Raw genomic sequence first — 25,398 nt, 5'->3', positions numbered from 1 at the left:
AAGTAAAGTGCGGGCATGGCCGCGAACCAGGGCGGGCGCACGCGCCGCCGGCTCAGTACCGAGGAGCGCCGGGAGCAGCTCCTGGCGGTCGGGGCGCGGCTCTTCTCGGAGAGCCCCTACGACGACGTGTGGATCGAGCAGGTCGCCGAGATCGCCGGGGTGTCACGCGGGCTGCTGTACCACTACTTCCCGACCAAGCGGGACTTCTTCGCGGCGGTCGTCGAGCGCGAGAGCGAGCGCATGCTGCGCATGACGGCGGCGGTCCCCGGGGTCCCGGTCCGCGACCAACTCGCCGCCGGCCTGGTGACGTTCCTGGAGTACGTCGAGGCCCACGCGCACGGCTATCGGGCCTTCCACCGCGCCGACGCGGCCGGGGACCAGGCGGTCCGGCGGGTCTACCAGCGTGCCCTGGCCGCACAGGAGCGGCAGATTCTCGCCGCGCTCGCCGCGGACCCCGAGTTCGGGCCCGCCTTCGAGGACCGGCCGGAGGTCCGGCTGGCCGTGCGCGGCTGGCTGGCGTTCACCACGGCCGTCTGCCTGGAGTGGCTGCGCGGTACGGAGTTGGGCCGGGAGCAGGTGCGCGAGCTGTGTACGCGCGCCCTGCTCGGCGTCCTCACGCCCTGAAAGGTCTCGAAAAGAGCACGTGACGTGGTTGGCGTGCACCCCGATCTTCGGTAGGTTAGGTGAGGCTTACCTAAGGAGGTCTGGGATGGGTGACGACAGCCACAGCTGGACGGCGGCTCCCGCCGCGGCGGAGCGGGCGCGCTCGGTGCTCGCCGCCGCGTGGTCCTGCTCCGTGACCGCGGAGGGCGCGCGGGAGGAGCTGGTCGGCGCGCACACCGTGGGCGACGACGGCCGGGTGCTCGTCGAGGTGCCGGAGGACAGCGCCCTGCTCGCGGCCGCCATCTGCGCGCCCCGCGGTGAGCCGTCCGCCGTGCTGGAGTTCGCCGACGTCGCGCCCGTCCCGCTCCGCAACCGGATCCGCTCCCGGCTGTGGCTCGCGGGCTGGTTCGCCGTCGAGGGGGAGCGGCTCGCCTTCACGCCCACGCGGGTCGTGCTGCGGCAGCCGTCCGGCTCCGTGGTCGTCGACCTCGACGAGTTCGCCGCCGCCGCACCCGACCCGCTCACCACGGCCGAGGCCCGGCTGCTGACCCATCTCGCCGACTGCCACGCCGACGCCGTCGAGCGGCTCACCCGGCTCGTCGACTCCGACAGCCTGCACGGCGCGGTCCGCGTCCAGCCGCTCGCCGTCGACCGGCACGGACTGACGCTGCGCATCGAACGGGCCCGCACCCACGGCGACGTACGCCTCGCCTTCCACGCCCCCGCGGACGACGTCGCACAGCTCACCGAACGCATGCACATCCTGCTCGGCCAGGCCACCGCCGCGTCGTGCCCGCGGGCCCTACAGCGGCAGCGCACAGACGGCGACGGGTGAGGGGAACGATTCTCCTGCGCGCCGCAGTTCGCCGTTCGCCTCGTCCACGTGGAAGACGGTGACGGTGGAGGACTTCTGGTTCGCCGCGAACAGCAGCGTGCCCTCCGGCGAGAAGGCGATCTGCCGGGGGAAGTCCCCGCCCACCGGCACCGTGTCGAGCAGCCGGAGCCGGGCGCCGTCCGCCTCGACGGCGTAGCGGGTGAGGCTGTTGTGGCCGCGGTTGGCGAGATAGGCGTGGCGGCCGTCGGCGGTCACCAGGATCTGCGCCGGGTAGCTCGTGCCGGAACCGGTGCCCGTGGACTGCGCCGCGCCGACGGTCACGCGGCCGGAGGCCTTGTCGTACGAGCAGACCGCGACGGTGTTGTCGGCCTCGTTGGCGAGGTAGGCGTACCGGCCGTCCGGGTGGAACGTGAGGTGGCGCGGGCCCGCGCCCGGCCGGGTGTGCGCCTGCGCGACCTCGGTGAGCGTTCCCGCCTTCTCGTCCAGCCGGTAGGTGTAGACGGTGTCCGTGCCCAGATCGACGGCGAGGACATGGCCCCCGTCCGGGCTCGTGACGAACTGGTGGGCGTGCGGGCCCTCCTGGCCGGGGCCGGGCGGCGGGCTGGTGTGCCGGACGAGGTCGGTGCGCTCGCCGAGAGCGCCCGAGGCGTCGATGGGGTGCACAGCCACACTGCCCGTGCCGTAGTTCGCGCTGAGCAGCCAGCGCCCGCCCGGATGCACCGACAGATGACAGGGCGCCGCCCCGCCGGTACTCCGGCTGCCCAGCACCTTCCGGTCGGACAGCCGGACGGCGGTCACCGCGCCGTCGTCGCGCTCGTCCACCGCGTACAGCGTGCCGCGGTCCGGGTGGATCGCGAGGTACGACGGGTCGCCGACGCCGGGGATCGTGCCGGCGCCGGTGATCCGGCCCGTCGCCGTGTCGTACGTGGCCAGGCCGATGCCCTTGCCGCCGCCCTCGACGGACGTGTAGGTGCCGAGGTACAGCGGGCGGGGCCCGGAGGGGCGGCGAGCCTCCCGTGACGTGCTCGGCTCCGGAGCCGTGCTCGGAGTCGTGGCGGGCGCGGGCGTGTTGTCACAGGCCGGCAGCGCCGCCACTGCGGTCCCGCCCGCCAGTGCGCCGACGAATCGGCGCCTGCTCCAGCCACCACTGTCCATGTCGCCCCTCAGGTCGTCACTCGTCCCCGTCGTGACAGCCACCCTGGCGTTTCCCGGCCCCCGCGTGCAACCACGGCAGGGGCGTTGCGCGCGGTGCCGTCCGTCGTGGCGGGCCCGACCGTCCCCGTCCGCGACATCCCCGGGGCGGTCCTCCCCGACCGCGACCCGCCCCGGGGCGATTACCAGTCCCCGTCCTCGACCGGCTTCACGGACCGGAGCGTGTCCGTGGGGGCCAGGTCCTCCGCCTCCTCGTCGTAGTAGTCGAACCAGGGCAGGCCCGCCCTCGTGTAGGCGGCCCGGTCCACCGGAGACGGAGGTGCGGCCTCGCCGGTGATGCGGCGCCACTCCGGCGGCGTCACCAGGTGCACGAAGACCCGGCCCGCCGGCTGCCGCGACCAGTCCGAGAGCGGCCTGTCGTCCTGGTAGACCTCCTGCCGCATGGAGCCGCCGACGCCGAGACCCATGGCGGCGGCCGCGCGCGGAGCACTCGCCGGTGCCGCGGGCGCGGCTCCGGGGGCCGGCGGGGCCGCACCGGTCGCGGCCGGTGCCGGGACGGCGCCCGGCGCTGACGGCGCCGCCATCGGCATCGCGGCGCCGTATCCTCCGGCGGCGGGCGCACCGTACCCACCGGCGGCAGGGCTGCCGAACGCGGCCGGCATCGCGGCGCCGTAGCCGCCCGGCGGCGCGGGCGCCGGGGGCACCTGCCGCCGCTGCTCCTCCTCACGCCACCGCGCCAGTACCCGGTCGTTCAGCGCGAAGGACTGCAGCTGCACGCCGCCCCACACCTCCTCGCCCGTGACCTGCCCCTCGACCGTGGCGCCCAGGCCGAGCGGGACGGCGACGAACTGCCGGACCGTGCCCGTGCCGGAGTTGATGCCGTCCAGCCAGGGCTGGCGGGGGAGCACCACATAGTTCTGCGGGCCGCGGGCCGGGCGGTCGCTCCAGGGCCGGCCCGAGACCGCGCACACCTTGCCGACGCCGACCTGGAGCGCGGCGGGCTCCGAGGTGCCCGCGAAGCTCAGCCACATCGCCTCGCGCAGATACACCGGCAGCATCACACCGCCGCGCGCCCGCCACGCCTCGGGAACCCGGTCCGCGTAGTCGGCGACCCGGCGCACCGGGAACTCCCCGAGGCCCGGCGGCAGCGGATGGGTGCCGGTCTCCGGCAGGCGCAGGGTGCGGATGAACCGCACGGCCACCCCGCCCGGCAGCCGCAGTGTGTTCCCGTCGATCCGCACGGTCGTGTCGGCCATCGGCCCGCTCCTCGCATCCGGGGCCGGCCCCCTGCCGGCGTCCCCCGTCAGCGAGAACGCCCGTCGAACCCCGCGCGGTTCCGCCACATCTGCTCCGTGACGCCCAGCCGTTCCCGCAGCCGCGTCAGACGGGGCATCCGGGCGCGCTGCTCGCGCGAGACGCGGTCCAGCTCCTCGAACAGGCGCCGGGTGCGGTGCTCGGTGTCGAGCTCGTCGAGGATGCGGTTGACCTCGGTCAGGACGGCTCCCGGCAGCTGCCAGTACTCGGGGTCGCGCTCGGCCTCCTCGCGCAGCAGCAGATTCAGCTTGTCGCGGGTGCCCGCGGCGGTGCGCAGTTCCGCGGCGAGCCGCTCCTCCGCCGACTCGGCGCTCGCGCTGAGATGGGTGGTGACCAGCACCGCGAAGCTCACCACGGCGTCCGCGATCTCGGACAGCAGCTGCTCCAGAACGGCGCCCGTCTCGGCCTCGAACAGCGGCTCGGGTTCCCGCTGCTTCGCGAGGTCGGTGAGGGACCGGGCGAGCACCCGCAGGACGACCGTGCAGATCTCCAGCGTGTCCAGGCCGGTGCGCATCACCACCCGGTGCAGCACGCTGTCCTGCACGCGCGGGTTGAGCCGCAGACTGTCCTCGGCCTGCCGCAGGGCCGCGTCCACCTCGACGATGTCGTGGTCCAGCCGGCGCGCCTCGTGCAGCTGCCTCTCCGCGCGGTCCACGGGCGTGCCGCCGGCCGCCTCCTCGCCCATGCGCAGCATCAACTGCCGCAGGCGGCGCGCCAGGTCCTCGATCGACTCGCCCGCCTCCTCCACCCACACCGGCGGGGCCAGCAGCAGGTTGCAGGCGAGCCCGACGACCGCGCCGATCAGCGTCTCCACCACCCGGGCCCACGCGTAGTCCCCGACGCTGGTCACGCCGAGGACCAGCATCGCGCTGATCGCGACCTCCGGTACGTACTCCTCCACCCGGACCAGCCGCCCCACGACCAGCGAGGCCAGCAGGAGCAGTGCGAGGCTCCACCAGGTCAGACCCACCAGCAGGCTGAACGCGATGGCGACGAGGACGCCGGTCACCACGGCGTTCACCCGCCGGAAGCCGTTGGTGATCGTGGCGTACAGCGTCACCTGGACGACCAGCAGCGCCGTCAGGGGAGCGGTGAGAGGCGCCGGCTCGGGGCTCAGGCGCAGTGCGATGACGTACGCGATCGTCGCCGCGGTCGCGGACCGCAGCGTCTGGACGACCACGGGATCACGACGCTTCCTCACGATCCGCTCGGCGTGCGCCGTCCACTCACGTACCTCTCGCATCCTCGGGCTGTTCCCCTTCCCGGCGCATCGAACGCATCCGTCGAACACATCCATGAAGGACGCTCATGAAGGACGTTAGCGCCGGGGCAAACCACGGGCGACCGAAGGGATCAGGCGTACACCTTGTCGAGGAAGGCGGCCAGATGGCCCGCGGTGCGCTCGATCTGCTCCTCCACGGTGAGGCTCTCCTCGAACCGGGACCCGGCCTCGAGCGCTTTCTTCCCGCGGATGTACAGGGAGCAGGCGAGGTCGGTGCACATGTACGCCCCGACGGAGTTGCCCTCGCGCCCGGCCGCCCCCGCCTTCCGTGCCGTCATCAGTGCGACCCCGCCCCGCGGGTGCGTCGTCAGGCACAGCGAACACATGCTGCGGTGCAGGAACCCGCGCTGCGCGGCCTGGAACCGCATCGACACGCCGACGAGCCGCCCTGCCCGCTCGGTCACCAGATAGCTCCGGTCGGGCGCCCCCGGGTCCCGCCACCCGAGGAAGTCGAGATCGCCCCAGGGGCGCTCGCCGAGGTCCCGGGGCACGGCCAGGCGCTTGGCCTCGCCCTTGGAGCAGTTGATGAAGGAGGCGCGGATGTCCTGCTCGGTGAGCGGTTGCACGGGGGCTCCTGAGAGTGATCGTCACGAAACCTAGGGGTCCTAGGTTTTCGGGGTCAGGTCAGATTAGACAGCCGTGACGCGAGGGGCCAGCGGATTTCCCTCAGGCCTCGTCGTCCGGGGTCTCCCGGTCATGCCGGACCTCCGAGACCTCCGGCGGCCAGACCCCGGCCCTGAGCACCCCGAGCGCGTAGGCCCGGGCCACCAGTTCCGTGCGGTTGGACGCGCCCCAGCGGGACGACAGCCGGCGCAGGTGGTAGGTGACGCCGTCCGTGGTGAGAGCCGTCTCGCGGGCGGCCCGGGCCGTGGTGGCGCCGGCGGCCAGCAGGGCCAGGACGCGGGCCTCCATCGGTGTGACCCGGGCCTGTCCGGCGGGTGCGGTGGGGGAGGGGGCCGGTTCGGCATCCACCCGGAGCATCACCAGCAGGGCCGGGGTGTCCTGCGCCGAGTCGCTGACCGGGTCCGCCGTCAGCTCGCCGTGGCGCTCCACACCGCCGGGGGCCCGCCAGCGCACCGACACCTGGTAGCGCGAGCGGTGGCGCAGCCGCAGGGCCTCGGCGATGCGCTCCACCTGCGTGGCCTCCCGCGGGCTGAACAGGTCCAGCACGTCACGGCCGCGCAGCCGCCCCGGCGTCGTACCGCACTCCGCGGCCATCGCCGGATTGGCCAGCAGCACCGCCCCGTACACGTCGCACACCGCGACCGGCATCGCGACCCGGTCGAACAGCAGCAGGGCGCGGTTGCGCCACGTCACGGCCTCCTGCCGGGCCAGGTCCACGAGCCTCTCCTGCCACGCCGGGCCACTCCCGCGCAAGAGCGGCGCATCTGCTCGCACTACACAATCATGTAGGGCCGCGGCACCGCCTCCCGGGCGCGGTGGATCACGCTGGAGCACAGTACTTCCGTACCGCGAAAGGCAGTTGCCGCGTCATGCCCCCCACCGGACAGCCTCCCCTGACCGCCGACACCCTCCCCGGGGTCCCCGTCGCCGACATCACCGCCACCGGACCCGGCGGCGCGCCCATCCAGCAGGCCATGGACCTGATGCGCGAGCACGGGCCCGTGTTCGTGCGGCGGCTGTACGGGCGGGACACCCTGTTCGTGGGCGACCTGGACCTCGTGGCCGACCTCGCGGACGAGCAGCGGTTCGCCAAGCACATCGGGCCCGGTCTGGAGAACGTCCGCGAGTTCGCCGCCGACGGCCTGTTCACCGCGTACAACGACGAGCCCAACTGGGCCAAGGCGCACGACATCCTGATGCCCGCCTTCGCGCTGGGCTCGATGCGCACCTACCACCCGGTGATGCTGAAGGTGGCCCGCCGGCTCATCGCGTCCTGGGACCGCGACGCCCGCGCCGGGCAGCCGGTGAACGTGCCCGACGACATGACCCGCATGACGCTCGACACCATCGGACTCGCCGGTTTCGGCTACGACTTCGGCTCCTTCGAGCGGGCCGAGCCGCACCCCTTCGTCGAGTCGATGGTCCGCTGCCTGGAGTGGAGCATGACCCGCCTGGCGCGCGTCCCGGGCCAGGACTACGCGGCGCAGGACGCGGCCTTCCGCGACGACTCCGCCTACCTGGCCCGCGTCGTCGACGACGTCATCGCCGCGCGCACCGGCACCGACCAGAGCGACGCCGACGACCTCCTCGGCCTGATGCTCACCGCCGAGCACCCGGCCGACGGCACCACGCTCGACACCGCCAACATCCGCAACCAGGTCATCACGTTCCTGATCGCCGGCCACGAGACCACCTCCGGCGCGATGTCCTTCGCGCTGTACTACCTCGCCAAGCACCCCACGGCCCTCCAACTGGTGCAGCGCGAGGTCGACGAGCTGTGGGGCGACGCGGCCGACCCCGAGCCGACCTACGACGAGGTCGGCAGGCTGACCTACACCCGCCAGGTCCTCAACGAGGCCCTGCGCCTGTGGCCCACGGCCGCCGTCTTCTCCCGGCAGGCCCGCGAGGACACCCTGCTCGGCGGGCGCATCCCGCTGCGCGCCGGGCAGTCCGCCCTGGTCCTCACCCCGATGCTGCACCGGCAGTCCGTGTGGGGCGACAACCCCGAGCTGTTCGACCCCTCCCGCTTCACGGCCGAGGCCGAGGCGGAGCGCCCGGTGCACGCCTTCAAACCGTTCGGCACCGGCGAGCGCGCCTGCATCGGACGGCAGTTCGCGCTGCACGAGGCGACCATGCTGCTGGCCATGCTCGTCCACCGCTACCGGCTGAGCGACCACGCCGACTACCGGCTCACGGTCAAGGAGACCCTCACCCTCAAGCCCGAGGGCTTCACCCTCGCGCTCGCGCCGCGCACCGCCGCCGACCGCGTCCACACGCCGCTGCCCGGTGCCGCCCCGGCCCAGGACTCGGAGTCGGCCGAGCCGCAGGACCTCCCTTCCCGCGTCCGCCCCGGCACGGCCGCGCTCTTCCTGCACGGCAGCAACTACGGCACCTGCCGCGACGTCGCGGCGCAGCTCGCCGACGAGGCCGCCGCGATCGGCTGCGACACGGAGGTGGCCCCGCTCGACGCCTACGCGGACGGCCTGCCCACCGACCGGCCCGTCGTCATCACCGCCGCCTCCTACAACGGCCGCCCCACCGACGACTCCACCGCCTTCGCCGCCCGGCTGGAGGAGACCCACGACCTGTCCGGCGTGACGTACGCCGTCCTCGGCGTCGGCGACCGCAACTGGGCCGCCACCTACCAGCACGTCCCCACCCGCATCGACGAGCGGCTCGCCGCGTCCGGCGCCGGCCGCCTGCTGGAGCGTGCCGCGGCCGACGCCTCCGGCGACCTCACCGGCACCGTCCGCGCCTTCACGGCCTCCCTGCGCGGCGCCCTCCTGGAGCGCTTCGGCGACCCGGACGCCACCACCCCGGAGCCCGAGCCCGCCACCGCCTACGAGGTCCGCACCGTGACCGGCGGGCCGCTGGACGCGCTCGCCGAACGGCACGGACTCGTCCCCATGCGCGTCACCGAAGCCCGCGACCTCACCGCGCCCGGCTACGCGCGCCGCAAGCGGTTCGTCCGCGTCGCGCTGCCGGACGGCGTCACCTACCGCACCGCCGACCACCTCACCGTGCTCCCCGCCAACGCCCCGGACCTCGTCACGCGCGCCGCCACCGCGCTCGGCGTCGACCTCGACACGGTCCTGGACATCCGCGCCACCCGCCCGCGCCGCGACGGCATCGCCGTGGACCGGCCCGTGACGGTACGGCAGCTCCTCACCCACCACGTGGAGCTGCAGGAGCGCCCGAGCGCCGGGCAGCTGGCCGCGCTCGCCGCCGCCAACCCGTGCCCGCCGGAGCGAGCGGCCCTGGCCGCCCTCGGCGACGACCCGCGCACCCTCGTGGAGATCCTGGAGGACCACCCGGCCCTGCGCGGCGCCCTGGACTGGCCGCGGCTCCTCGACCTCCTCACCCCGCTGCGCCCGCGCCACTACTCCGTCTCCTCCTCGCCCGCCGTCGATCCGGGCCACGTGGACCTGATGGTCTCGCTGCTGGAGGCACCCGCCCGCTCCGGCCGGGGCGTCTACCGGGGCACCGGCTCCGGCCACCTCACCACCGTCGAGCCCGGCGACACCGTGTACGCACGCGTGCAGCCCTGCCGGGACGCCTTCCGCATCGACGTCACCACCGACTCGGCGCCGGTCGTCATGGTCGCGGCGGGCACCGGCCTCGCGCCGTTCCGCGGCGTCGTCGCCGACCGCACGGCGGCCGTCGCGGCGGGCACCGAACTCGCCCCGGCCCTGTGCTACTTCGGCTGCGACGCCCCCGACGCGGACTTCCTGCACGCCGAGGAACTGCGCGCCGCCGAGGCCGCCGGTGCCGTGTCCCTTCGCCCCGCCTTCAGCGAGACCCCCGAGGGCGAGGTGCGGTTCGTGCAGCACCGGATCGCCGCCGAGGCGGCAGAGGTGTGGGCCCTGCTGGACGCCGGGGCGCGGGTGTACGTCTGCGGAGACGGTTCCCGAATGGCGCCCGGGGTGCGGGAGGCGTTCCGTACGCTGTTCCGCAAGCACACGCAGGCCGTCGACGGCACGGACGAGGTCACCGCCGAGCAGTGGCTCGACGGCCTGATCGCGGACGGGCGTTACGTCGAGGACGTGTACGCGGCCGGCTGACCGAAACGGCAGGGGAGGGGTGGGCACACGGTGGTGGACTCCTGGGAACGGGCCCGGCACGTCCTGGCGGCGGCGGGCCTGGACCCCGGCCGCCTCGCCCACCTCGCCCCGCTGGCCGGCGGCACGTACAACACCGTCGAGGAGCTCCGCCTCACCGACGGCGGCCGCTACGTGCTGAAGGTCCCGCCCGCCGCGGCCGTCCCCGGGCTGCGGCACGAGAAGCGGCTGCTCGTCTCGGAGGCCGAGTTCTACCGCTCGGCCGCGAGGGTCGCGGTCCCCGCACCCCACGAGGTGTCCGCGGGGGACGACTTCCTGCTGATGACGGCCGTCCCGGGCGAGCCGTGGGACGGCACGCTCACCGACACGGAGCAGATGACCCTGCGCGCGGAACTGGGACGCCAGGTGGCCCGCCTGCACCGGGTGACGGGCCCTGGCTTCGGCTACCCCTCCGGCGCCCTCGGCCCACTCGCCGCCGACTGGCGCACCGCGTTCACGGCGATGTTCGACGCCGTTCTCGACGACGCCCGGCGCTACGGGGCCCGGCTGCCCCGTCCCGTCGACGAGGTGGCCCGTACCGCCGCGTCCGCGTACGGCGCCCTCGACGAGGTCACCGACCCCTGTCTCGTCCACTTCGACCTGTGGCGGGGCAACATCCTCGTCGACCGCACGGGCGGAGAGGCGCGGATCGGAGGCCTCATCGACGGGGAGCGCATGTTCTGGGGCGACCCCCTGGCCGACTTCGTCTCCCTCGCGCTCCTCGGCGACATCAGGAAGGACGAGGAGTTCCTCGCGGGCTACCGGGAGGCCGGGGGACGAGCCCGCTTCGACACCGCAGCCCGGCTGCGCCTCGCGCTCTACCGCGCCTACCTGTACCTGATCATGCTCACCGAGACGGTTCCCCGCGAGGCCGGCGAGGAGCAGCGGCGCTGGGTGCAGAAGAGGGTCGCCCCGGAGCTCGTCGCGGCCCTGGACGAGATCGCGGAGGCCGCCTGACCCGCCCGCTCGGCCGCCTGTTAGCTCACATCGTGAAATAAGGGGTGGAGGAATGTCGCGCCGCGCCCGGCCCCGACGGTATGTTGCAGGTCGGACAGGGGATGCGAGGGGAGTCACATGGCGGCGCGGAACGGGCGCACGGTACGCGATCTCCGGCGGGCCAACCGCACGGCCGTGCTGCAGAGGCTCTACTTCGACGGCCCGCTCAGCCGCTTCGAACTCGGACCGGCGACCGGCCTGAGCTCCGGTTCCGTCAGCAACGTCGTCGCGGATCTCGTCGCCGACGGGCTCGTCGAGGAGGCCGGCAGCGTCGACTCCGACGGGGGCCGCCCGCGCACCCTGCTGCGGGTCGCGCCCGGCAGCGGCCACATGATCGGCGTCGACGTCGGCGAGACCCGGGTCCGCGTCGAGCTCTTCGACCTCACCCTCACCGAACTCGCCCGCGTCGAGCGCCCGCTGTCCCCGCAGCGGTACGAGGTCGAGGCCATCGTCGACCACATCCGCCACGGCATCGCCGAGGTGCTGGACACCGCCGGCCTCGCGCCCGAGCGGCTCCTCGGCGTCGGCATCGGCGTCCCCGGCATCGTCGAGCGCACCGGAGACCGCGGCGCGCTCGTGCACGGGCAGACCATCGGCTGGGACGCCGTCCCGCTGGAGGCGCTGCTGCGCGCCGGTTCCCCGCTGCCGGACACCGTCCCGTACTTCATCGACAACGGCGCCAAGACGCTGGGCCAGGCCGAGATGTGGTTCGGCGCCGGACGCGGCGCCCGCAACGCCGTCGTGGTGCTGTTCGGCTCCGGCGTCGGCGCCAGCCTCGTCACCCCCGACGTGGAGCAGGGCCGCGCGGTCGAGTGGGGGCACCTGACCGTACGCGTGCGGGGCCGCCGCTGCCGGTGCGGGGCGCTCGGCTGTCTGGAGGCGTACGCGGGCGCCGAGTCGCTGCTCGCCCGCTGGCGGGAGGAGGGCGGACGCGTCCCTGACGGCACCGATGAGGAGACCGCCCTCACCACGATGCTCGCCGCGGCCTACCCCTCCGAGGGCGCTGCCGCCGACCCCGTCGCGCTGGCCGTCCTGGAGGAGACCGCCGAGTACCTCGGGGCGGGTCTGTCCGACCTGATCAACCTCTTCCAGCCGGAGCGCATCCTCATCGGCGGCTGGGCGGGGCTGGCGCTCGGCTCCCGCTTCCTGCCCGCCGTACGCCGCCACGCCATGTCGTACGCACTGCGCCACCCGGCCGGGAAGGTGAGCGTCGACCTCGGCCGGCTCGGGCCCGACGCGGTCACGGTCGGCGCCGCGATCCTGCCGCTCGCCGACTTCTTCGCCCGCGGCGGACGGCGCTCCGACCCGGCACCGGAGTACCCGGTCCCGGCCTGGCGCACGGCGCTTCAGGAGCGGACGCCGCGCTGAGGTTTCGCCGATCACCGTGGAGGTACTCGCGTGGCGCCCGGACCACAGAAGGGAGCACGCCGTGACCGACCACCGCCTCGAAGGACCCGGCGAGAACGGTGAACCCATCCCGCGGGACATGCCGGACCAGCAGGCCGACGACGGCGAGGACCCGTGGGAGGTCGCCCCGCGCTTCACGGGCACCGGCGAGGACGGCACACACCGCGACGACGAGCCCGACGAGCCCGCCGGCGACGTCCCCGACACGGACGAAGCGGGGACGGGCCGGCAGGGAGCACCGCGCTCGGGGACGGTTCAGACCGAGCACCCGGTGCCTGACGAGCCCTCCGCCTGAGGAGGGCATCCCACCGAGGGCCGCAGCCGGCTGTGGGGGTCGGCTGCGGCCCTCGGGCATGTCTTGACACCTGGAAAATCCCTCAGGCCGCCCGGAATACCTGGGGAATCCGCAGACCGCCCGGATCAGCCCACCTTGCGTCCCCGCATCGGCTCCGTGGGCGCCCCCGCCCCCTGCTTCAGGCCCAGCAGGAACTCCTCCAGCACCTCGGGCGCCGTGTGCTCCGGCCGCCAGCCCAGTTCCGTGCGGGCACGCGTGCAGTCCATCAGCGGCAGCCGCAGCACCGCGTCGAACAGGTGCGGGGAGGCGGGCAGCAGATGCAGGCCCCAGGCGGCGGCGATCGCCGACCGGGCCGCCGTGCGGGGCAGCCGCACCGGACGCGCGTCGAACATCTCGCCCAGCAGCCGCGCGTCGACCGGCGGGTCGGCCGCCAGGTTGAAGGCGCCCCGGACGTCGGAGCGCAGCGCCAGCCGATACGCGTTCGCCGCGTCGTCCGTGTGCAGCGCCTGCACCCGCAGCCCGGGAACGTCGGGCAGGAAGGGCAGCAACTCCGGGCGGGCCAGCGGGCCGGGCAGGAACCGGCCGCCGAAGATGCGGCGCTGCTCGCTCGCCGATTCCCGCTGAAAGAGGAAGGCGGGCCGCATCCGCACCACCCGCGTCTCGGGGTGGTCGCGCTCGAACGTGTCCAGCGCCCGCTCCAGATAGGCCTTCTCACGGCAGTACGCGGCGTCCGGCCAGCCGTGCGTCGGCCAGGACTCGTCCACGGCCTCGTCCTTCGGGCCGGGGGAGTACGCGCCGACCGACGAGGCGTGCACCAGCGCCGGCACGCCCGCGGTGGCCACCGCATCGAGGACGCGCATGCTGCCGAGGACGTTCGTGCGCCAGGTCGCGGCCGGGTCGTGCGTCGGCTGGAACGCCCAGGCCAGATGGACCACCGCGTCGGCGTCCGTGAACCGCTCCACCAGATCGGACCGCTCGGAGGCCAGATCGACGGCGGCCCAGTCCGTCTTCGGGGGCGACCAGTCGGGGATCCGCCGGGCAAGGCCCAGCACGGAAGAGACCTCCGGGTCCTCCGACAACCGGCGCACCACGCTGGTTCCGACGTTGCCGGTGGCGCCCGTGACGACGACCCTCATGCCCGTTGCGCTGCTCACCTTGCGCTCCTCTCGGCCGCGTGGTTCCGCGAGAGGTGACCGAGTACCCGGGTGGCGCGTCTTGCATGTGGGCAGAGGGAAGCCCCGGCCGGACGGGGGAATCACGGCCGGGGCGGTTCAGGGGCGGGTCCTGTCCGGACCCACGTCTTGTTCAACGGGTAACCACATCGGGGTGTTCCGCGCGCGGCCCACCTGCCCGGTGAGGCGCGTCACTGCTCCTCGTCGCCCGGGGCGGTCTCGGCCCAGAGGTTCTCCGCCTGGAGGAGCAGGGTGCCCAGGACGGCGGTGTGGGCGGCCCCCTCCCCGGCGTGCCGGCGCAGCCCGTCCTGCAACTCCTCGTGCAGTTCCTGCATGGCCTTCTCTGTCTCGTCGTCCGGCCGGGCGGTCACACTGCCCTCGAGCAGACTGTCGGCCTCCGCGCACAGGGCGTCCCCGATCAGCTCCAGCAGACGCGCGTACGAGAGCAGCGCCGGGCCCTCGGGCGGGGCGGGCGTCCGCTTGTCGTCCACCGACACCGCGAGCGCCCGGGTCAGCGTGGCGACGTGCCCGGTGACCCGGCTGAGCCGCTCGTCCTCGTCCACCGCCGGCAGGACACCGTCGTGCGGCACGCGGTGCAGGGCACGCAGCGGGGCGTAGGTCAGGCGCAGGCTCTCCTGACTCCACCGGCGCGCCGAGCGCAACGCCTTCAGACGGTGGTCCAGCCGGTTCGAGGCACTGACCCAGCCGGCCGCGGTCTGCGCGTCCCACTCGCCCTCGCGCAGATCACCGGCGACGGTGTGCAGCACCTCTCCCGCCTCCCGGGCGAGGGCCGCCAGGTTCTCCCGTACGTCCCGCAGGTGGATCGGGGGCAGGACGAGCGCGTTGACGGCGACGCCGATGACGGCGCCGATCGCGGCCTGCTCCACGCGGTGCCCGACGGCCGACAGGCTCACCATGCCCGAGGAGATGGTGAACAGGGCCGTCGTCGCCGCGTAGATGCCCTGGTCACCGAAGCGGGGCCAGTTCGCGAGCAGCATCAGCACCGGTACCGACAGGGCGAGCGCGCCGGTCGTGTCGTCGGTGATCGCCTGTGCCCCCGAGGCCACCAGCGTGCCGACGCAGATCGCCCCGAACTGCCGCGCCCCCTGCACCAGGGAGCTGAAGACCGTGGCCTGCACCAGCACCAGCGCCACCCAGGGCGCCATCAGGGCCAGTGGATCGCCCATCCAGACGCCGCCCACCAGCCAGGCGAGCACGGCCGCCCCGGCCGCCTTCAGCGACTGGACGACCAGGTCCCGCTCCCGCCCGGGACCGCGCCACGCCGCCCGTACGGCCTCCAGCGCCGACCGCGAGTCCCGGCGCACGGCATCCACCGGCCGTACGCGTCGCATTTCTCGGTCCGGATTCCCGATCCGGCCCTGCTCCGTGGATGCTCCGTGGGACCGCGCGTCCGAGGCCGCCCCCGTGTCCGCCTTCATGTTCCTCCGCCCGTAGAAGGCTCCCGCCCTCCGCCGTACCGCACTCGTCACACGCGTCATGCGCTGCGGGTATCCGCCTGACCGGCGCTTTCACGTTCTTTCATGCCGGCGCGCCGTCGTCGAGGGCCGACAGCAGGTGCGCGGGGTCGGCGTAGATCGCGTCCGCGCCGGCCTCCTCCAGATCGGCGCGCGGGATGCCACCGCACAGGACGCCCAGGCAGCGCACCCCGGCCCTGCTGCCCGCGCGCATGTCCCACACGGTGTCGCCGACGAACACCGCCCGCTCCGCCGGCACCCCGGCCAGCTCCAGGGCGTGCTCCACCGGCTCGGGGGCCGGCTTGCCCTCGTCGACGTCGTCGGCGCTCGCCGTGGCGCTGATGGCCTCGTCCGCGTCGATGGCCCGGCGCAGCGCGCCGAGCTCCGCGCCGCCCGCCGAGGTGGCCAGCACCACCGTCCAGCCGTCCCGGTGCAGCCGCCGCAGCAGGTCCCCGGCCCCCGGCAGTGCGGGCAGCCGGTTGAAGTACTGCCCGTACAGCGCCTTGTGCCCGGCACTGATGTCGGCGTCCTGGTCCGTGTCCCGGTCCTCGCCCAGCAGATGGGCGACCAGGTCGGTCGACGGCAGGCCCACGGCCCGGTGAATGGCGTGCATCGGCACGTCGTGACCCGCCTGCCGGAAGGCCTCCCACCAGGCCACGACATGCAGATGATTGGTGTCGACCAGCGTGCCGTCGACGTCGAACACGGCCGCCCGTCCAGCGCTTCCCATAGGTGCAGTCCTTTCCTCTACGGCAGCGCGGGTACCACGTCAGCCGCCCGCCACGCCGGACGGCACGCGCCGCTCACGGGTCCAGGCCAAGAGCTCGTCGAGGGACCACGTGGTCACCACCCGCTCCGGCGGCACCCCGCACTCCTCCGCCCGCGCGCACCCGTTGATCTGCCAGTCCAGCTGCCCGGGCGCGTGCGCGTCGGTGTCGATCGAGAACAGCACCCCGGCGTCCACGGCCCGGCGCAGCAGCCGCCGCGGCGGGTCCAGCCGCTCCGGCCTGCTGTTGATCTCCAGGGCCGTGCCCGTCTCGGCGAGGGCGGCGAACACCTCGTCCGCGTCGAACTCCGACTCCGGCCGCCCCCGCCCGGTCACCAGCCGCCCCGTGCAGTGCCCGAGCACGTCCGAGTGCGGATCGCGTACGGCGGTCACCATCCGCCGGGTCATCGACCGGGCGTCCATACGCAGCTTGGAGTGCACCGACACCACCACCACGTCGAGCCGGTCCAGCAGCTCCGGCTCCTGGTCGAGGGTGCCGTCCTCGAGGATGTCGCACTCGATTCCGGTCAGCAGCCGGAACGGCGCCCAGGTCCCGTTCAGCTCCGCCACCACGTCCAGCTGCTCCCGCAGCCGTTCGGGCGACAGCCCGCGGGCCACCGTCAGCCTCGGCGAGTGGTCGGTCAGCGCCGCCCACTCGTGGCCCAGCTCCGCGGCGGCCCGGCCCATCTCCTCGATCGGGCTGCCCCCGTCCGACCAGTCGGAGTGCAGATGGCAGTCCCCGCGCAGCAGCGCCCGGAGCTTCTCCCCGCCCCGCACGGCCGGCTGCTCGTGCGCCTCGCCCTCCAGCTTGTCCAGATAGCCGGGCACCTGGCCGGCCAGCGCCTCCCGCACCACCTGCGCCGTCTTCGGGCCGACCCCCTTGAGCTTCTCCAGCGACCCGTCCGCCGCCCGCCGGCGCACCTCGTCCCCGCCCAGGTCCTTCAGTACGCGCGCCGCCGTACGGAAGGCGCGCACGCGGTAGGTCGGTGCCAGGGACCGCTCCAGCAGGAAGGCGATCCGGTCCAGTGCCTCGACGGGGTCCATCGCCACCTCCCCCTCAAGGGTTCCCCAGCGCCCGGGAGGCCGCACGACGGGCGCGCGGTTTGCCCGGTATCCCCCCGGGTACTGCGATGCCTCGTCCCGGCCCGTCGACGAGGAGGCTCGTCATGTCCGCCCCCAGCGCGTCACCCAGCAAGGTCGCCGTGATCACCGGCGCCGACTCCGGCATCGGCCGCGCCACCGCCGTGCGCCTGGCGCAGGCGGGCATGGACGTCGGCATCACCTATCACAGTGACCGCAAGGGCGCGGAGGAGACGGCCGGCGAGGTGCGCGCGCACGGACGGCGGGCCGAGGTCGCCCGGATGGACCTCACCCGGCTGCCCGACGCCGCCGACACCGTCGACGACCTGTGCGAACGGCTCGGCCGCATCGACGTGCTGGTCAACAACGCCGGGACCGGCACCATGACGCCCTTCCTCGACCTGGAGCTGTCCGACGTGCGCGAGGTCCTCGACGTCGATCTCGTGGGGCCGTTCCTGTGCGGGCAGAAGGCGGCCCGGCACATGATCGGGCACGGCGAGGGCGGCCGGATCATCAACGTCACCTCCGTCCACGAGCACGAGCCGCGGGTGGGCGCCGCGCCCTACTGCGCCGCCAAGGGCGGGCTCGGGCAGCTCACCCAGGTCATGGCGCTCGAACTGGCCGAGCACCGCATCACCGTCAACGCCGTAGCCCCGGGGGAGATCTCCACGCCCATGACCGGGCAGGAGGACACCGACCCGCACACCGAGAGCCGCCCGGGCATCCCGCTCGGCCGGCCCGGCGACGCCCGCGAGGTCGCCGCCGTCATCGCCTTCCTCGCCGGCCCGGACGCCTCGTACGTCACCGGCGCGTCCTGGAGCGTCGACGGCGGCATGCTCCGGATGGGCCCGCAGGCCGGTTCACATCTGACCGGTCACGACTGGCGCCGCCCCTGAGCGGGTCGGCCCGGCGGGCGTGCTGGACCCGCGCCGCCGCCGGTTGCGTTCTACGCTCGATGCATGACCGAAAGCGCGAGCCCGTACATATCCCACCCGCGGATCCTGGTGCTCGGGGTACAGCCGGCCACACCGCCGTTCCGGATCGTGCAGATCGACGGCCAGGTGGTCGGGGAGGCCCGGGCCGTCACCGACGTGCTGGCGGCCGCGGCCGCGTTCGGGATCACCGTGCACGACATGGACGACCCGGACGTGGTCCGCTGGGTGGGCGGCGACAAGTTCACCTGGACCGTGCACTAGGACCTGCCGTTCCCTAGGCCTTGCCCGCCGACGGCTTCTTCTCCGCCGACGGCTTCCCCGCCACCCGGTCCGGGCGCGGCTTGCGCGCGTGCACGGCCCTGCTGAGGCGACGCCCCAGGAGCAGGTAACCGATGAGTGCGCCCGTCGTGTTGAGGATGACGTCGTCGATGTCGAAGGCGCGGCCGGTGACCAGGGCGCCCTGGGCGAACTCCACCAGGAGCATCACGATCGCGGTCAGGAGCAGCACGCGCAGGATGCCGCGGGTGCGGGGGGCGACCACGGGCACGAGGACGCCGAAGGGAATGCCCAGCAGGATGTTGCCGCCGATCTGCTTGAAGGCGTCCCGCAGTTCGGGCTGGTCGAGGTAGGCCTTCAGGGAACTGCCCGGCTGGAGATTGCTGTGGGTCAGCGCCTCCGAGGCGGGTGAGGGCTGCAGGGTCAGCCGGGCCAGCACCACGGCGAAGGCCACCATGAACGTGAACGCGCACAGCATCGCCAGCAGCCGGACGGGCAACGGGAGCGGGCGTCGCTCGCTCCCGGACCCGGTGGTCCGGGGACGTGAGGCTGCACTGGCCATGGGGAGTCCTCCAAGTCTTCATGCCCCTGCGTGACAGGGCGGTTACCCCCCGGCAGGCCGACGATGCCGTGGGGGGTGATTCCCGGCCACGGTCCCCGGCGGTGTCGCCGAGGACCGTGCCCATCCTCGGTTTGCCCGCGATCCGCGGGGCCACTCCCGGCAGGGAGCCGCCGGGAGCGGCCCCGCCGCGTCCCGCGGCCGGGGCGGTGCTTGGATGACCGCCCCGTCGACCCATGCCCGCGGACGTGGCGTGTGAACAGGCCTGCGACGCTCCTCGCCGTGGCCGAAGTACCGCTGTGGTGGGCCGCGCTCGCCGCACTGCGGCTGGTGTTCGTCAGCACCGTCGACCCGCTCGAACTCGCCGTCGGTGCGGGCGCCGCCTTCTTCGGAGCGCTCGCGCTTCGCCGCCGCCGCGGCCCACGCCGTGCAGGACGCCGGGACCGGCGGCCCGGTGTACACCGCCGTGCACCGGACCCCGCTCGGCGTCCTGCACGGCCTCGCCGGCGCTCGCCCTCGCGGCCGTGGCCGTCACCCGCCCCCGCCTCCTCGCCGCCCCGGGCCCTGCCGCTACGGCGCCTGCAATCCGGGCACGCCGGGGACCACGTCGCCTGGCTCCTGGTGGGCACCACGCTGCGGGGGGACTGGCCCTGCCCGGGGTCCTCGGGAACTGATCAGCTCCCGTACGAGACACGCACCTCCTTGAAGCCGAGGGAGCGCAGCAGGCCTTCGAGCATGCCGGTGGTGTTCGACTCGGCGCGCGCGGTCAGCTCGCTCTCCTTCGCCGCGTCGCCGATGTGCCGCACCGCGAGCTTCTGCACGGCCTGCTCACCGTTGGGGTTGTCCGAGAAGAGGTCGCCGAGGCGGTCGAAGAGACCGCGCTGCTTGGAGACCGCGTAGGAGCGGTCGGGGTCGAGGGCGGGCTTGCCCAGCTGCGCGTGGGGCAGCCGGAGCGTGGCGGACGTGCGGTCGCCGTTGACCTTCACGTCGTTCTTGCCGACCTTGCCCAGGTCGACGTAGGCGTCGACGGTGCCGGCACCGACGTACAGGGTGCGGGTGCCGCGGATCGCGTCGGGCAGGAGCTTGGCGTCCTTCTCCAGATCCACGACGACCTGGAAGTTGCCGGAGGCGGCGTCGTAGCGGCTGATGTCCTGGACGGACTTCAGCAGCGCGGGACCGGACCGGTCGTGCGTCTCGGTGCCGAACAGGTCCTTCAGGCCCGGGAGCACGCTCAGCCGGAGCCCGGCGAAGAACACGACCAGCACCAGCACGAGCGCGGCCACCACCTTCGCCCAGCCGGGCATGCGCCTGGGGAGGCGCTTGACGGGAGTCGTCATGCGACGGCCCTCCTTCCTACTGTCCGGATGCCCACCAGACCCCCTGCCAGACCGTCGAGTTGAGGACGGGACGACTCCGGCGGAAGCACGCGGGGCGCACCCGTCAGGGGCGGGACGTCGCCTCGGGCTGCTCCAGGGCGGCGTCCAGCGTCGGCTGCGGAGGCAGCAGCCGGGACAGGCCGGTGATCCGCAGGACGCGCAGCGTCAACGGGTGCGCACAGACGAGGAGCACCTGGCCCCGCCGGTCGAGCACCCGGCTGCGGGCCCGGTACAGCAGCCGCAGGCCGGAGCAGTCGAAGAAGTCGATCCGGCTCAGGTCGAGCACGATCCGGGCGGCGGGGCGGCCGGTCTCCCGGTCCAGGTGCGGGGTGATCTCCGAGGCCGCGGCGAGGTCGATCTCGCCGCGGAACTCCAGCACCGTGTGTCCCCGTTCCTGGCGGACGCGCAGATGCCGGGTGAGCGGTGCAGGTTCCTGCCGCACGACGAGATCGCCTCCAGCCTGCTCCGTGCGTGGGGAGGGGCGACGGCCTCAACACCGGTCCCCGCTGTGCAAGTTACCCTCCAACGAGTGAATTTGAGCATGTTCGATTGACATATGTCTTTGAATTCCGGCCGAGTTGGCCGAGGTTCACGCCGGGGCGTGCGCGGGCGTGATTCCGGGGGCGCTCACGGAGGTCCGGCCGGGTTACGACAGGGCGTGCCAGGCCTTGGTGAGCGCCTGGCGGAACTGCTCGGTCTGGTGCGCGGTGAGGTCGCGCACCATTCGCTCCTCCAGCTCCCTGACGGGCCCGGCGTGCCGGGCCAGCAGCTCGCGGCCGGATCCGGTGAGCAGGATCAGCAGCTCCCGGCGGTTGCGGGGGTTGCGCTCCCGGCGTACGAGTCCGCGGCCCTCCAGGGAGCGGACCAGGTCCGCGATGGACTGGGCGGTGACGAAGGAGTCGCGCGCCAGCTGGGCCGCGGACAGTCCGTCATGCCGTTCCAGCACGGTCAGCGCCGTGTACTGAAGCGCGGTGATCCCCGAGGGTCTGACCAGCTCGTCCAGATGGGAGCGCACCACGAGCTCCACCTGCTTGACCATGTAGAGCAGGGACGGGGGCGCCTTGGTCACCTGTGTGTCGAGCATGGAGGCAGGCTAGACCATTGACAGGATTCCTGTCCGTAAAGAGACTGCGCACAGACAGGAAACCTGTTTATTGAAATCTTGGCGACTACGCTGAGGAGTGGCGATGACCACCTTCGAGAGCACACCCGGGCAGCTGTTCATCGGGGGCCGATGGCGCGAAGCCGCCGACGGGGCACGCACCGAGGTGATCGACCCCTCCCGGGGCAGGGCCGTCGCCACCGTCGCCGAGGCGGGCCCCGCCGACGTCGACGCGGCCGTACGCGCCGCCCGCGAGGCCTTCGACGACGGGGCGTGGTCCGGCCTGAGCGGCCGCGAGCGCGGCCGGGTGCTGCAGCGCGTCGCCCAGCTCATCCGGGAGAACGCCGACGAGCTCGCCGCACTGGAGAGCCTCGACGTCGGCAAGCCGATCACTCTGTGCGGCGCGGTCGACGTCACCAACGCGGCCAACGACTACGAGTACTACGCCCATCTCGCCCAGAGCCAGGACGGCGCCCTGCGCGACCTCCCCATGAACGCCCTCGCCTACACCAAGCGCGAGCCCCTGGGCGTGGTCGCCGCGATCACCCCGTTCAACTTCCCGCTGATCCTGGCCGGTTCGAAGCTGGCCCCGGCGCTGGCGGCCGGCAACACGGTCGTCCACAAGCCGGCCGACGAGACGCCGCTCAGCGCCCTGTACATGGCCCGGCTGCTCCAGGAGGCCGGCGTCCCCGACGGCGTGGTCAACGTCGTGACCGGCAGCGGCCCGGTGGCGGGGGAGGCGCTGCTGCGGCACCGGGGTGTCGACAAGGTCGCCTTCACCGGCTCCACCGCGATCGGCCGGCACGTGGCGAGCGTCGCCGGAGAGGCGCTGAAGCCCGTCACCATGGAACTCGGCGGGAACGCCGCCCACATCGTCTTCGAGGACGCCGACCTGGAGAAGGCGGTCGGCGCGGTCATCAAGGGATTCGTCTTCAACAGCGGCCAGTTCTGCATGGGCGGGCCGCGCCTGCTGGTGGCCCGCTCGGTGTATCCGACCCTGCTCGGCATCCTCGCCGAGGCCGTGCCCGGCGTGCCCATCGGCGACCCCCGCGACCCGGCCACGGTCATCGGCCCGATGGCCGCCGAGAAGCACCTGAAGAAGGTAGAGGAGTACGTCGCCCTGGCCCGCATGGAGGGCGCCCGCATCGTCTGCGGCGGCGAGCGGCTCGACCTCGACGGCGGCTACTACTACAAGCCCACCGTCATCGCCGACCTGGCGAACGACTCCCGGGTGATCCAGGAGGAGATCTTCGGGCCGGTCCTCACCGTGCAGCCCTTCGACGACGAGGACGAGGCCGTCGCCCTCGCCAACTCCACGCCGTACGGCCTGGCCTCGGGGATCCAGACCAGCCACCTCGCCCGCGCCCACCGGGTCGCCGACCGGCTCCAGGCCGGCATCGTCTGGATCAACGACTGGGCGATGCTCGACCCCGCGGTGCCCTTCGGCGGGGTGAAGGACTCCGGCCACGGCCGCGAGTACGGGCCCGAGGCGCTCGCCGGTTACACCAAGGTCAAGTCCGTCGTCGTCTCGCTCGACTGAGACACCGTCAAGGAGTCATCGCGATGCCCACCACCACCCGTGCCGCGGTCGTCGAGTCCGGCGGCGCGCCCTTCACCCTCTCCGACGTCGTCCTCGACGCGCCCGGCCCGCACGAGGCGCTGGTCCGCATGGTCGCCACCGGCCTGTGCCACACCGACCTGGGGGTGGCGAGCGGCGGACTGCCCTTCCCGCTGCCCGGGGTCCTCGGCCACGAGGGCGCGGGCGTCGTCGAGGCCGTCGGCCCCGCCGTCACCGGCGTCGCGCCGGGCGACCACGTCCTGCTCTCCTTCACCTCCTGTGGCGACTGCCGCAACTGCCGCGGCGGGCATCCCGCGTACTGCGCGACCTGGCTGCCGCTGAACCTGCTCGGCGGCGGCCGTGCCGACGGGTCGCACACCATCAGCCGGGACGGCGAGGCCCTGGGAGGCCACTTCTTCGGCCAGTCCTCCTTCGCCGAGCTGGCGCTGGCCGACGAGCGCAGCCTGGTCAAGGTCGACCCGGATGTGCCGCTGGAGTCGATCGCCCCGCTGGGCTGCGGCGTGCAGACCGGTGTGGGTGCCGTCTGGAACGTGCTGAAGCCGGACACGGGCAGCACGGTCGTCGTCCTGGGCGCCGGAGCGGTCGGTCTGTCGGCCGTGATGGCGACGGCGCTCACCCCGGCCACGCGGATCGTCGCCGTCGACCGGGTCGCCGAACGCCTCTCCCTGGCGACGGAACTGGGCGCCACGCACACCGTCGACACGAGCCGGGAGGACCTGGCCGCGGCCCTCACCGGCATCACGGGCGGCCAGGGCGCGGACGGTGTCGTGGAGACCACGGGCCACGTCGGGGTCCTGCGCCAGGGCGTCGACGCGCTCGCCGCCCGCGGCACCCTGGTCGTCGTCGGCGCCCCGCCCTTCGGCACCGAGGTCGCCCTGGACGTCAACGGCCTCCTCGGAGGCAAGCGGATCGTCGGCCTCACCCTCGGCGACAGCGAGACCCGGACCATGATCCCGGCCCTGGTCCACCTGGTGAAGGACGGCCGGCTCCCCCTGCACCGACTGATCGGCACCTACCCCTTCGAGGACATCGACCGGGCGGTCCAGGACATGCGCTCCGGCAAGACGATCAAGCCGGTCCTGCGGTTCTGAAACGGTCGCCGGCCGACCGGAAGACCGGAGCCGCGGGTCTTACCCGGCGATCGGACAGGGCGCGAGCGTCGCGCCGCTCCGCCGCCGGGGACGGCTCCGGTGCACGGCCGGCTGCTCGGCGGAAGGGCACGGCAGGCCTGCCATGCCGGCTGCGGTTCACGCCCGGCTCCTTCACGCTCGTCGGGTGGAGCCGGGTCGTCCTCCTCGGCCGGGGGCCGCTCGGCCAACCGCCGGGCCCCTCGCGCCGCAGCCTCGGTTGCCCGGCGCCCGGCCGGCCGCCGGGCGCCCCGATTCGGACCCCCCCCGCTGCCCACCGGCCGCGGCGCTCGTGCCCGCGTGCGGCCCGAGCCGGCTCGCCCGCCCGGCCAGGGCGTGCTCAGTCGTTCAGCAGCACCAGCTTCCCCGTCGTGCGGCCCGTGTCGCCGAGGGTGTGGGCCTCGGCGGCCTCGGCCAGGGGGAAGGTGCCGGCGATCGTGGCGCGCAGCTTGCCCGTCTCGATCAGGTCCGCGATCGCCTCCATGCCGCTGCGGTCGGCGTCCACCAGCATCCGCAGGGCCCGCACGCCGAGCCGTTCGGCCTCCTCGTAGAGGTCGTCCGAGCCGCCGGGGAGGATCGACACCAGGACACCGCCGGGGCGCAGCACGCGCAGGGAGTGCAGGGAGTTGTCGCCGCCGATCGTGTCGAGCACGACGTCGACGTCCTTCACGGCCTCGGTGACGTCCGTCTCGCGGTAGTCGATCGTCTCGTCGACGCCGATCGAGCGCAGGAACTCGTGCTTGCCCGCGCTCGCCGTGCCGATCACGTACGCGCCGCGCGCCTTGGCGATCTGCACCGCCACGTGCCCGACCCCGCCGGCCGCGGCGTGGATCAGCACCCGCTGCCCGGGCCGGAGGTCCGCGTGCTCGGTCAGCGCCTGCCAGGCGGTGAGCGAGACCAGCGGCAGCGCGCCCGCCTGGGTGTGGTCGACCCCGGCCGGCTTCCGAGTCAGGGCGCGGACGGGGGCGATGACGTACTCGGCGTGCGAGCCGTGCCCGTACGGGTAGGGCAGCATGCCGAAGACCTCGTCACCGGGTGCGAAGGCCACGACGCCGATGCCGACCGCCTCCACCACCCCGGAGACGTCCCAGCCCAGGACGAAGGGCGGCTCGCCCAGGAATCCGCCGGTCGCGCGGTGCTTCCAGTCGGTCGGGTTGACCCCGGCGGCCCGCACCCGGACCAGTACCTCGTTCGGCTTCGGCACCGGGCGTTCGACCTGTACTTCCTTCAAGACCTCGGGACCGCCGAGGACGTCCTGGCTGATGGCTCGCATCGTGTTCTGTGTGCTCATGGTCAACCAGCCTGCCGGTCCGCACGCACCCCGCCAATGGCAAGATTGCCAACCT

24 protein-coding genes are annotated in these 25,398 nt (G+C 73.6%); 10 read left to right on the top strand and 14 right to left on the bottom strand.

The genetic code is table 11. The features are described 5' to 3' along the window. Window positions 1-15: 15 nt before the first annotated feature. Window positions 16-624 (top strand): TetR/AcrR family transcriptional regulator, encoded by a 609-nt coding sequence (locus IE153_RS00530; RefSeq protein ID WP_189587554.1) that lies wholly within the window; start codon window positions 16-18, stop codon window positions 622-624. An 85-nt stretch (window positions 625-709) separates the two neighbouring features. Further along, window positions 710-1,438, top strand: coding sequence for a DUF2470 domain-containing protein (locus IE153_RS00525; RefSeq protein WP_189587553.1), 729 nt, complete (start codon window positions 710-712; stop codon window positions 1,436-1,438). Here the strand turns inward: IE153_RS00525 and IE153_RS00520 are convergent. The 5 genes from IE153_RS00520 to IE153_RS00500 form a co-directional block, all read right to left on the bottom strand. Continuing rightward, window positions 1,406-2,593: a lactonase family protein gene (locus tag IE153_RS00520; RefSeq protein ID WP_189588510.1), complete on the bottom strand. Its 1,188-nt coding sequence runs from the start codon at window positions 2,591-2,593 to the stop codon at window positions 1,406-1,408. The two genes, IE153_RS00525 and IE153_RS00520, sit on opposite strands and share 33 nt — an antisense overlap. 179 nt (window positions 2,594-2,772) lie before the next feature. Next, window positions 2,773-3,846: a hypothetical protein gene (locus IE153_RS00515; RefSeq protein WP_229828581.1), complete on the bottom strand. Its 1,074-nt coding sequence runs from the start codon at window positions 3,844-3,846 to the stop codon at window positions 2,773-2,775. A gap of 47 nt (window positions 3,847-3,893) precedes the next feature. Then, window positions 3,894-5,147 (bottom strand): FUSC family protein, encoded by a 1,254-nt coding sequence (locus tag IE153_RS00510; RefSeq protein ID WP_189587552.1) that lies wholly within the window; start codon window positions 5,145-5,147, stop codon window positions 3,894-3,896. Between the two features lie 110 nt (window positions 5,148-5,257). Then, a complete protein-coding gene (locus tag IE153_RS00505; protein WP_189587551.1) occupies window positions 5,258-5,752 on the bottom strand; it encodes an FBP domain-containing protein in 495 nt (164 codons plus the stop codon). Between the two features lie 100 nt (window positions 5,753-5,852). Further along, window positions 5,853-6,527 carry a PAS domain S-box protein gene (locus IE153_RS00500; RefSeq protein ID WP_189587550.1) on the bottom strand — a complete coding sequence of 225 codons (675 nt, stop codon included), beginning with the start codon at window positions 6,525-6,527 and terminating at the stop codon, window positions 5,853-5,855. 152 nt (window positions 6,528-6,679) lie between these two features. Here IE153_RS00500 and IE153_RS00495 point away from each other — a divergent pair, with 152 nt between their 5' ends. From IE153_RS00495 to IE153_RS00480, 4 genes are all read left to right on the top strand, one after another. Beyond that, on the top strand, window positions 6,680-9,871 hold the full coding sequence (locus IE153_RS00495; RefSeq protein ID WP_189587549.1) for a bifunctional cytochrome P450/NADPH--P450 reductase: 3,192 nt from the start codon (window positions 6,680-6,682) through the stop codon (window positions 9,869-9,871). Between the two features lie 30 nt (window positions 9,872-9,901). Further along, window positions 9,902-10,864 (top strand): phosphotransferase family protein, encoded by a 963-nt coding sequence (locus IE153_RS00490; RefSeq protein WP_189587548.1) that lies wholly within the window; start codon window positions 9,902-9,904, stop codon window positions 10,862-10,864. Window positions 10,865-10,981: 117 nt separating this feature from the next. Continuing rightward, a complete protein-coding gene (locus IE153_RS00485; RefSeq protein ID WP_189587547.1) occupies window positions 10,982-12,271 on the top strand; it encodes an ROK family transcriptional regulator in 1,290 nt (429 codons plus the stop codon). Between the two features lie 61 nt (window positions 12,272-12,332). Then, on the top strand, window positions 12,333-12,605 hold the full coding sequence (locus tag IE153_RS00480; RefSeq protein WP_189587546.1) for a hypothetical protein: 273 nt from the start codon (window positions 12,333-12,335) through the stop codon (window positions 12,603-12,605). Window positions 12,606-12,730: 125 nt separating this feature from the next. On the opposite strand, the gene IE153_RS00475 is transcribed toward IE153_RS00480, so the two are convergent. From IE153_RS00475 to IE153_RS00460, 4 genes are all read right to left on the bottom strand, one after another. Further along, a complete protein-coding gene (locus tag IE153_RS00475) occupies window positions 12,731-13,759 on the bottom strand; it encodes an SDR family oxidoreductase (protein ID WP_189587545.1) in 1,029 nt (342 codons plus the stop codon). 209 nt (window positions 13,760-13,968) lie between these two features. Continuing rightward, complete coding sequence (locus tag IE153_RS00470; RefSeq protein WP_189587544.1) at window positions 13,969-15,129, bottom strand: FUSC family protein; 1,161 nt, start codon at window positions 15,127-15,129, stop codon at window positions 13,969-13,971. 187 nt (window positions 15,130-15,316) lie between these two features. Further along, a complete protein-coding gene (locus IE153_RS00465; RefSeq protein ID WP_189587543.1) occupies window positions 15,317-15,982 on the bottom strand; it encodes an HAD family hydrolase in 666 nt (221 codons plus the stop codon). 39 nt (window positions 15,983-16,021) lie between these two features. Next, window positions 16,022-17,062, bottom strand: coding sequence for a PHP domain-containing protein (locus tag IE153_RS00460; protein WP_189587542.1), 1,041 nt, complete (start codon window positions 17,060-17,062; stop codon window positions 16,022-16,024). 122 nt (window positions 17,063-17,184) lie between these two features. Here IE153_RS00460 and IE153_RS00455 point away from each other — a divergent pair, with 122 nt between their 5' ends. Together IE153_RS00455 and IE153_RS00450 are read left to right on the top strand one after the other, a co-directional pair. After that, window positions 17,185-17,994, top strand: coding sequence for an SDR family oxidoreductase (locus tag IE153_RS00455; protein ID WP_189587541.1), 810 nt, complete (start codon window positions 17,185-17,187; stop codon window positions 17,992-17,994). Between the two features lie 63 nt (window positions 17,995-18,057). Next, window positions 18,058-18,294, top strand: a complete 237-nt coding sequence (locus tag IE153_RS00450) for a hypothetical protein (RefSeq protein WP_185011447.1) — start codon at window positions 18,058-18,060, stop codon at window positions 18,292-18,294. Between the two features lie 13 nt (window positions 18,295-18,307). Here IE153_RS00450 and IE153_RS00445 read toward each other — a convergent pair whose 3' ends face one another. The 4 genes from IE153_RS00445 to IE153_RS00430 all read right to left on the bottom strand — a co-directional run bounded on the left by IE153_RS00445 (window position 18,308) and on the right by IE153_RS00430 (window position 21,328). Next, window positions 18,308-18,871 (bottom strand): VanZ family protein, encoded by a 564-nt coding sequence (locus tag IE153_RS00445; protein WP_189587540.1) that lies wholly within the window; start codon window positions 18,869-18,871, stop codon window positions 18,308-18,310. A gap of 671 nt (window positions 18,872-19,542) precedes the next feature. Continuing rightward, on the bottom strand, window positions 19,543-20,205 hold the full coding sequence (locus IE153_RS00440) for a DUF4230 domain-containing protein (RefSeq protein WP_189587539.1): 663 nt from the start codon (window positions 20,203-20,205) through the stop codon (window positions 19,543-19,545). Window positions 20,206-20,308: 103 nt separating this feature from the next. Continuing rightward, window positions 20,309-20,686 (bottom strand): anti-sigma factor antagonist, encoded by a 378-nt coding sequence (locus IE153_RS00435; RefSeq protein ID WP_189587538.1) that lies wholly within the window; start codon window positions 20,684-20,686, stop codon window positions 20,309-20,311. A 204-nt stretch (window positions 20,687-20,890) separates the two neighbouring features. Then, the gene (locus tag IE153_RS00430) at window positions 20,891-21,328 is read right to left on the bottom strand and encodes a MarR family winged helix-turn-helix transcriptional regulator (RefSeq protein WP_189587537.1); all 438 of its coding nucleotides are present in this window, start codon (window positions 21,326-21,328) and stop codon (window positions 20,891-20,893) included. Between the two features lie 103 nt (window positions 21,329-21,431). Between IE153_RS00430 and IE153_RS00425 the strand changes: the two genes are divergently transcribed. Both IE153_RS00425 and IE153_RS00420 read left to right on the top strand, forming a co-directional pair. Next, a complete protein-coding gene (locus tag IE153_RS00425; RefSeq protein ID WP_189587536.1) occupies window positions 21,432-22,886 on the top strand; it encodes an aldehyde dehydrogenase family protein in 1,455 nt (484 codons plus the stop codon). Window positions 22,887-22,909: 23 nt separating this feature from the next. Further along, complete coding sequence (locus IE153_RS00420; RefSeq protein ID WP_189587535.1) at window positions 22,910-24,016, top strand: NAD(P)-dependent alcohol dehydrogenase; 1,107 nt, start codon at window positions 22,910-22,912, stop codon at window positions 24,014-24,016. 376 nt (window positions 24,017-24,392) lie between these two features. Here IE153_RS00420 and IE153_RS00415 read toward each other — a convergent pair whose 3' ends face one another. Then, the gene (locus tag IE153_RS00415) at window positions 24,393-25,343 is read right to left on the bottom strand and encodes an NADP-dependent oxidoreductase (protein WP_189587534.1); all 951 of its coding nucleotides are present in this window, start codon (window positions 25,341-25,343) and stop codon (window positions 24,393-24,395) included. Window positions 25,344-25,398: the final 55 nt, after the last annotated feature.

The sequence above is a fragment of the Streptomyces massasporeus genome (assembly GCF_014648995.1).
Taxonomy (GTDB): Bacteria; Actinomycetota; Actinomycetes; order Streptomycetales; family Streptomycetaceae; genus Streptomyces; species Streptomyces massasporeus.
Note: the sequence above shows the minus strand (reverse complement) of the source record. Positions and strands in the feature narration are given on the sequence as shown.

Bases quoted from the DNA above. Each gene is read 5' to 3' on its own strand.
- IE153_RS00530 (WP_189587554.1), top strand. From the start codon at position 16: ATGGCCGCGAACCAGGGCGGGCGCACGCGCCGCCGGCTCAGTACCGAG.
- IE153_RS00525 (WP_189587553.1), top strand. From the start codon at position 710: ATGGGTGACGACAGCCACAGCTGGACGGCGGCTCCCGCCGCGGCGGAG.
- IE153_RS00520 (WP_189588510.1), bottom strand. From the start codon at position 2,593: ATGGACAGTGGTGGCTGGAGCAGGCGCCGATTCGTCGGCGCACTGGCG.
- IE153_RS00515 (WP_229828581.1), bottom strand. From the start codon at position 3,846: ATGGCCGACACGACCGTGCGGATCGACGGGAACACACTGCGGCTGCCG.
- IE153_RS00510 (WP_189587552.1), bottom strand. From the start codon at position 5,147: ATGCGAGAGGTACGTGAGTGGACGGCGCACGCCGAGCGGATCGTGAGG.
- IE153_RS00495 (WP_189587549.1), top strand. From the start codon at position 6,680: ATGCCCCCCACCGGACAGCCTCCCCTGACCGCCGACACCCTCCCCGGG.
- IE153_RS00485 (WP_189587547.1), top strand. From the start codon at position 10,982: ATGGCGGCGCGGAACGGGCGCACGGTACGCGATCTCCGGCGGGCCAAC.
- IE153_RS00470 (WP_189587544.1), bottom strand. From the start codon at position 15,129: ATGCGACGCGTACGGCCGGTGGATGCCGTGCGCCGGGACTCGCGGTCG.
- IE153_RS00465 (WP_189587543.1), bottom strand. From the start codon at position 15,982: ATGGGAAGCGCTGGACGGGCGGCCGTGTTCGACGTCGACGGCACGCTG.
- IE153_RS00460 (WP_189587542.1), bottom strand. From the start codon at position 17,062: ATGGACCCCGTCGAGGCACTGGACCGGATCGCCTTCCTGCTGGAGCGG.
- IE153_RS00455 (WP_189587541.1), top strand. From the start codon at position 17,185: ATGTCCGCCCCCAGCGCGTCACCCAGCAAGGTCGCCGTGATCACCGGC.
- IE153_RS00450 (WP_185011447.1), top strand. From the start codon at position 18,058: ATGACCGAAAGCGCGAGCCCGTACATATCCCACCCGCGGATCCTGGTG.
- IE153_RS00445 (WP_189587540.1), bottom strand. From the start codon at position 18,871: ATGGCCAGTGCAGCCTCACGTCCCCGGACCACCGGGTCCGGGAGCGAG.
- IE153_RS00440 (WP_189587539.1), bottom strand. From the start codon at position 20,205: ATGACGACTCCCGTCAAGCGCCTCCCCAGGCGCATGCCCGGCTGGGCG.
- IE153_RS00430 (WP_189587537.1), bottom strand. From the start codon at position 21,328: ATGCTCGACACACAGGTGACCAAGGCGCCCCCGTCCCTGCTCTACATG.
- IE153_RS00425 (WP_189587536.1), top strand. From the start codon at position 21,432: ATGACCACCTTCGAGAGCACACCCGGGCAGCTGTTCATCGGGGGCCGA.
- IE153_RS00420 (WP_189587535.1), top strand. From the start codon at position 22,910: ATGCCCACCACCACCCGTGCCGCGGTCGTCGAGTCCGGCGGCGCGCCC.
- IE153_RS00415 (WP_189587534.1), bottom strand. From the start codon at position 25,343: ATGAGCACACAGAACACGATGCGAGCCATCAGCCAGGACGTCCTCGGC.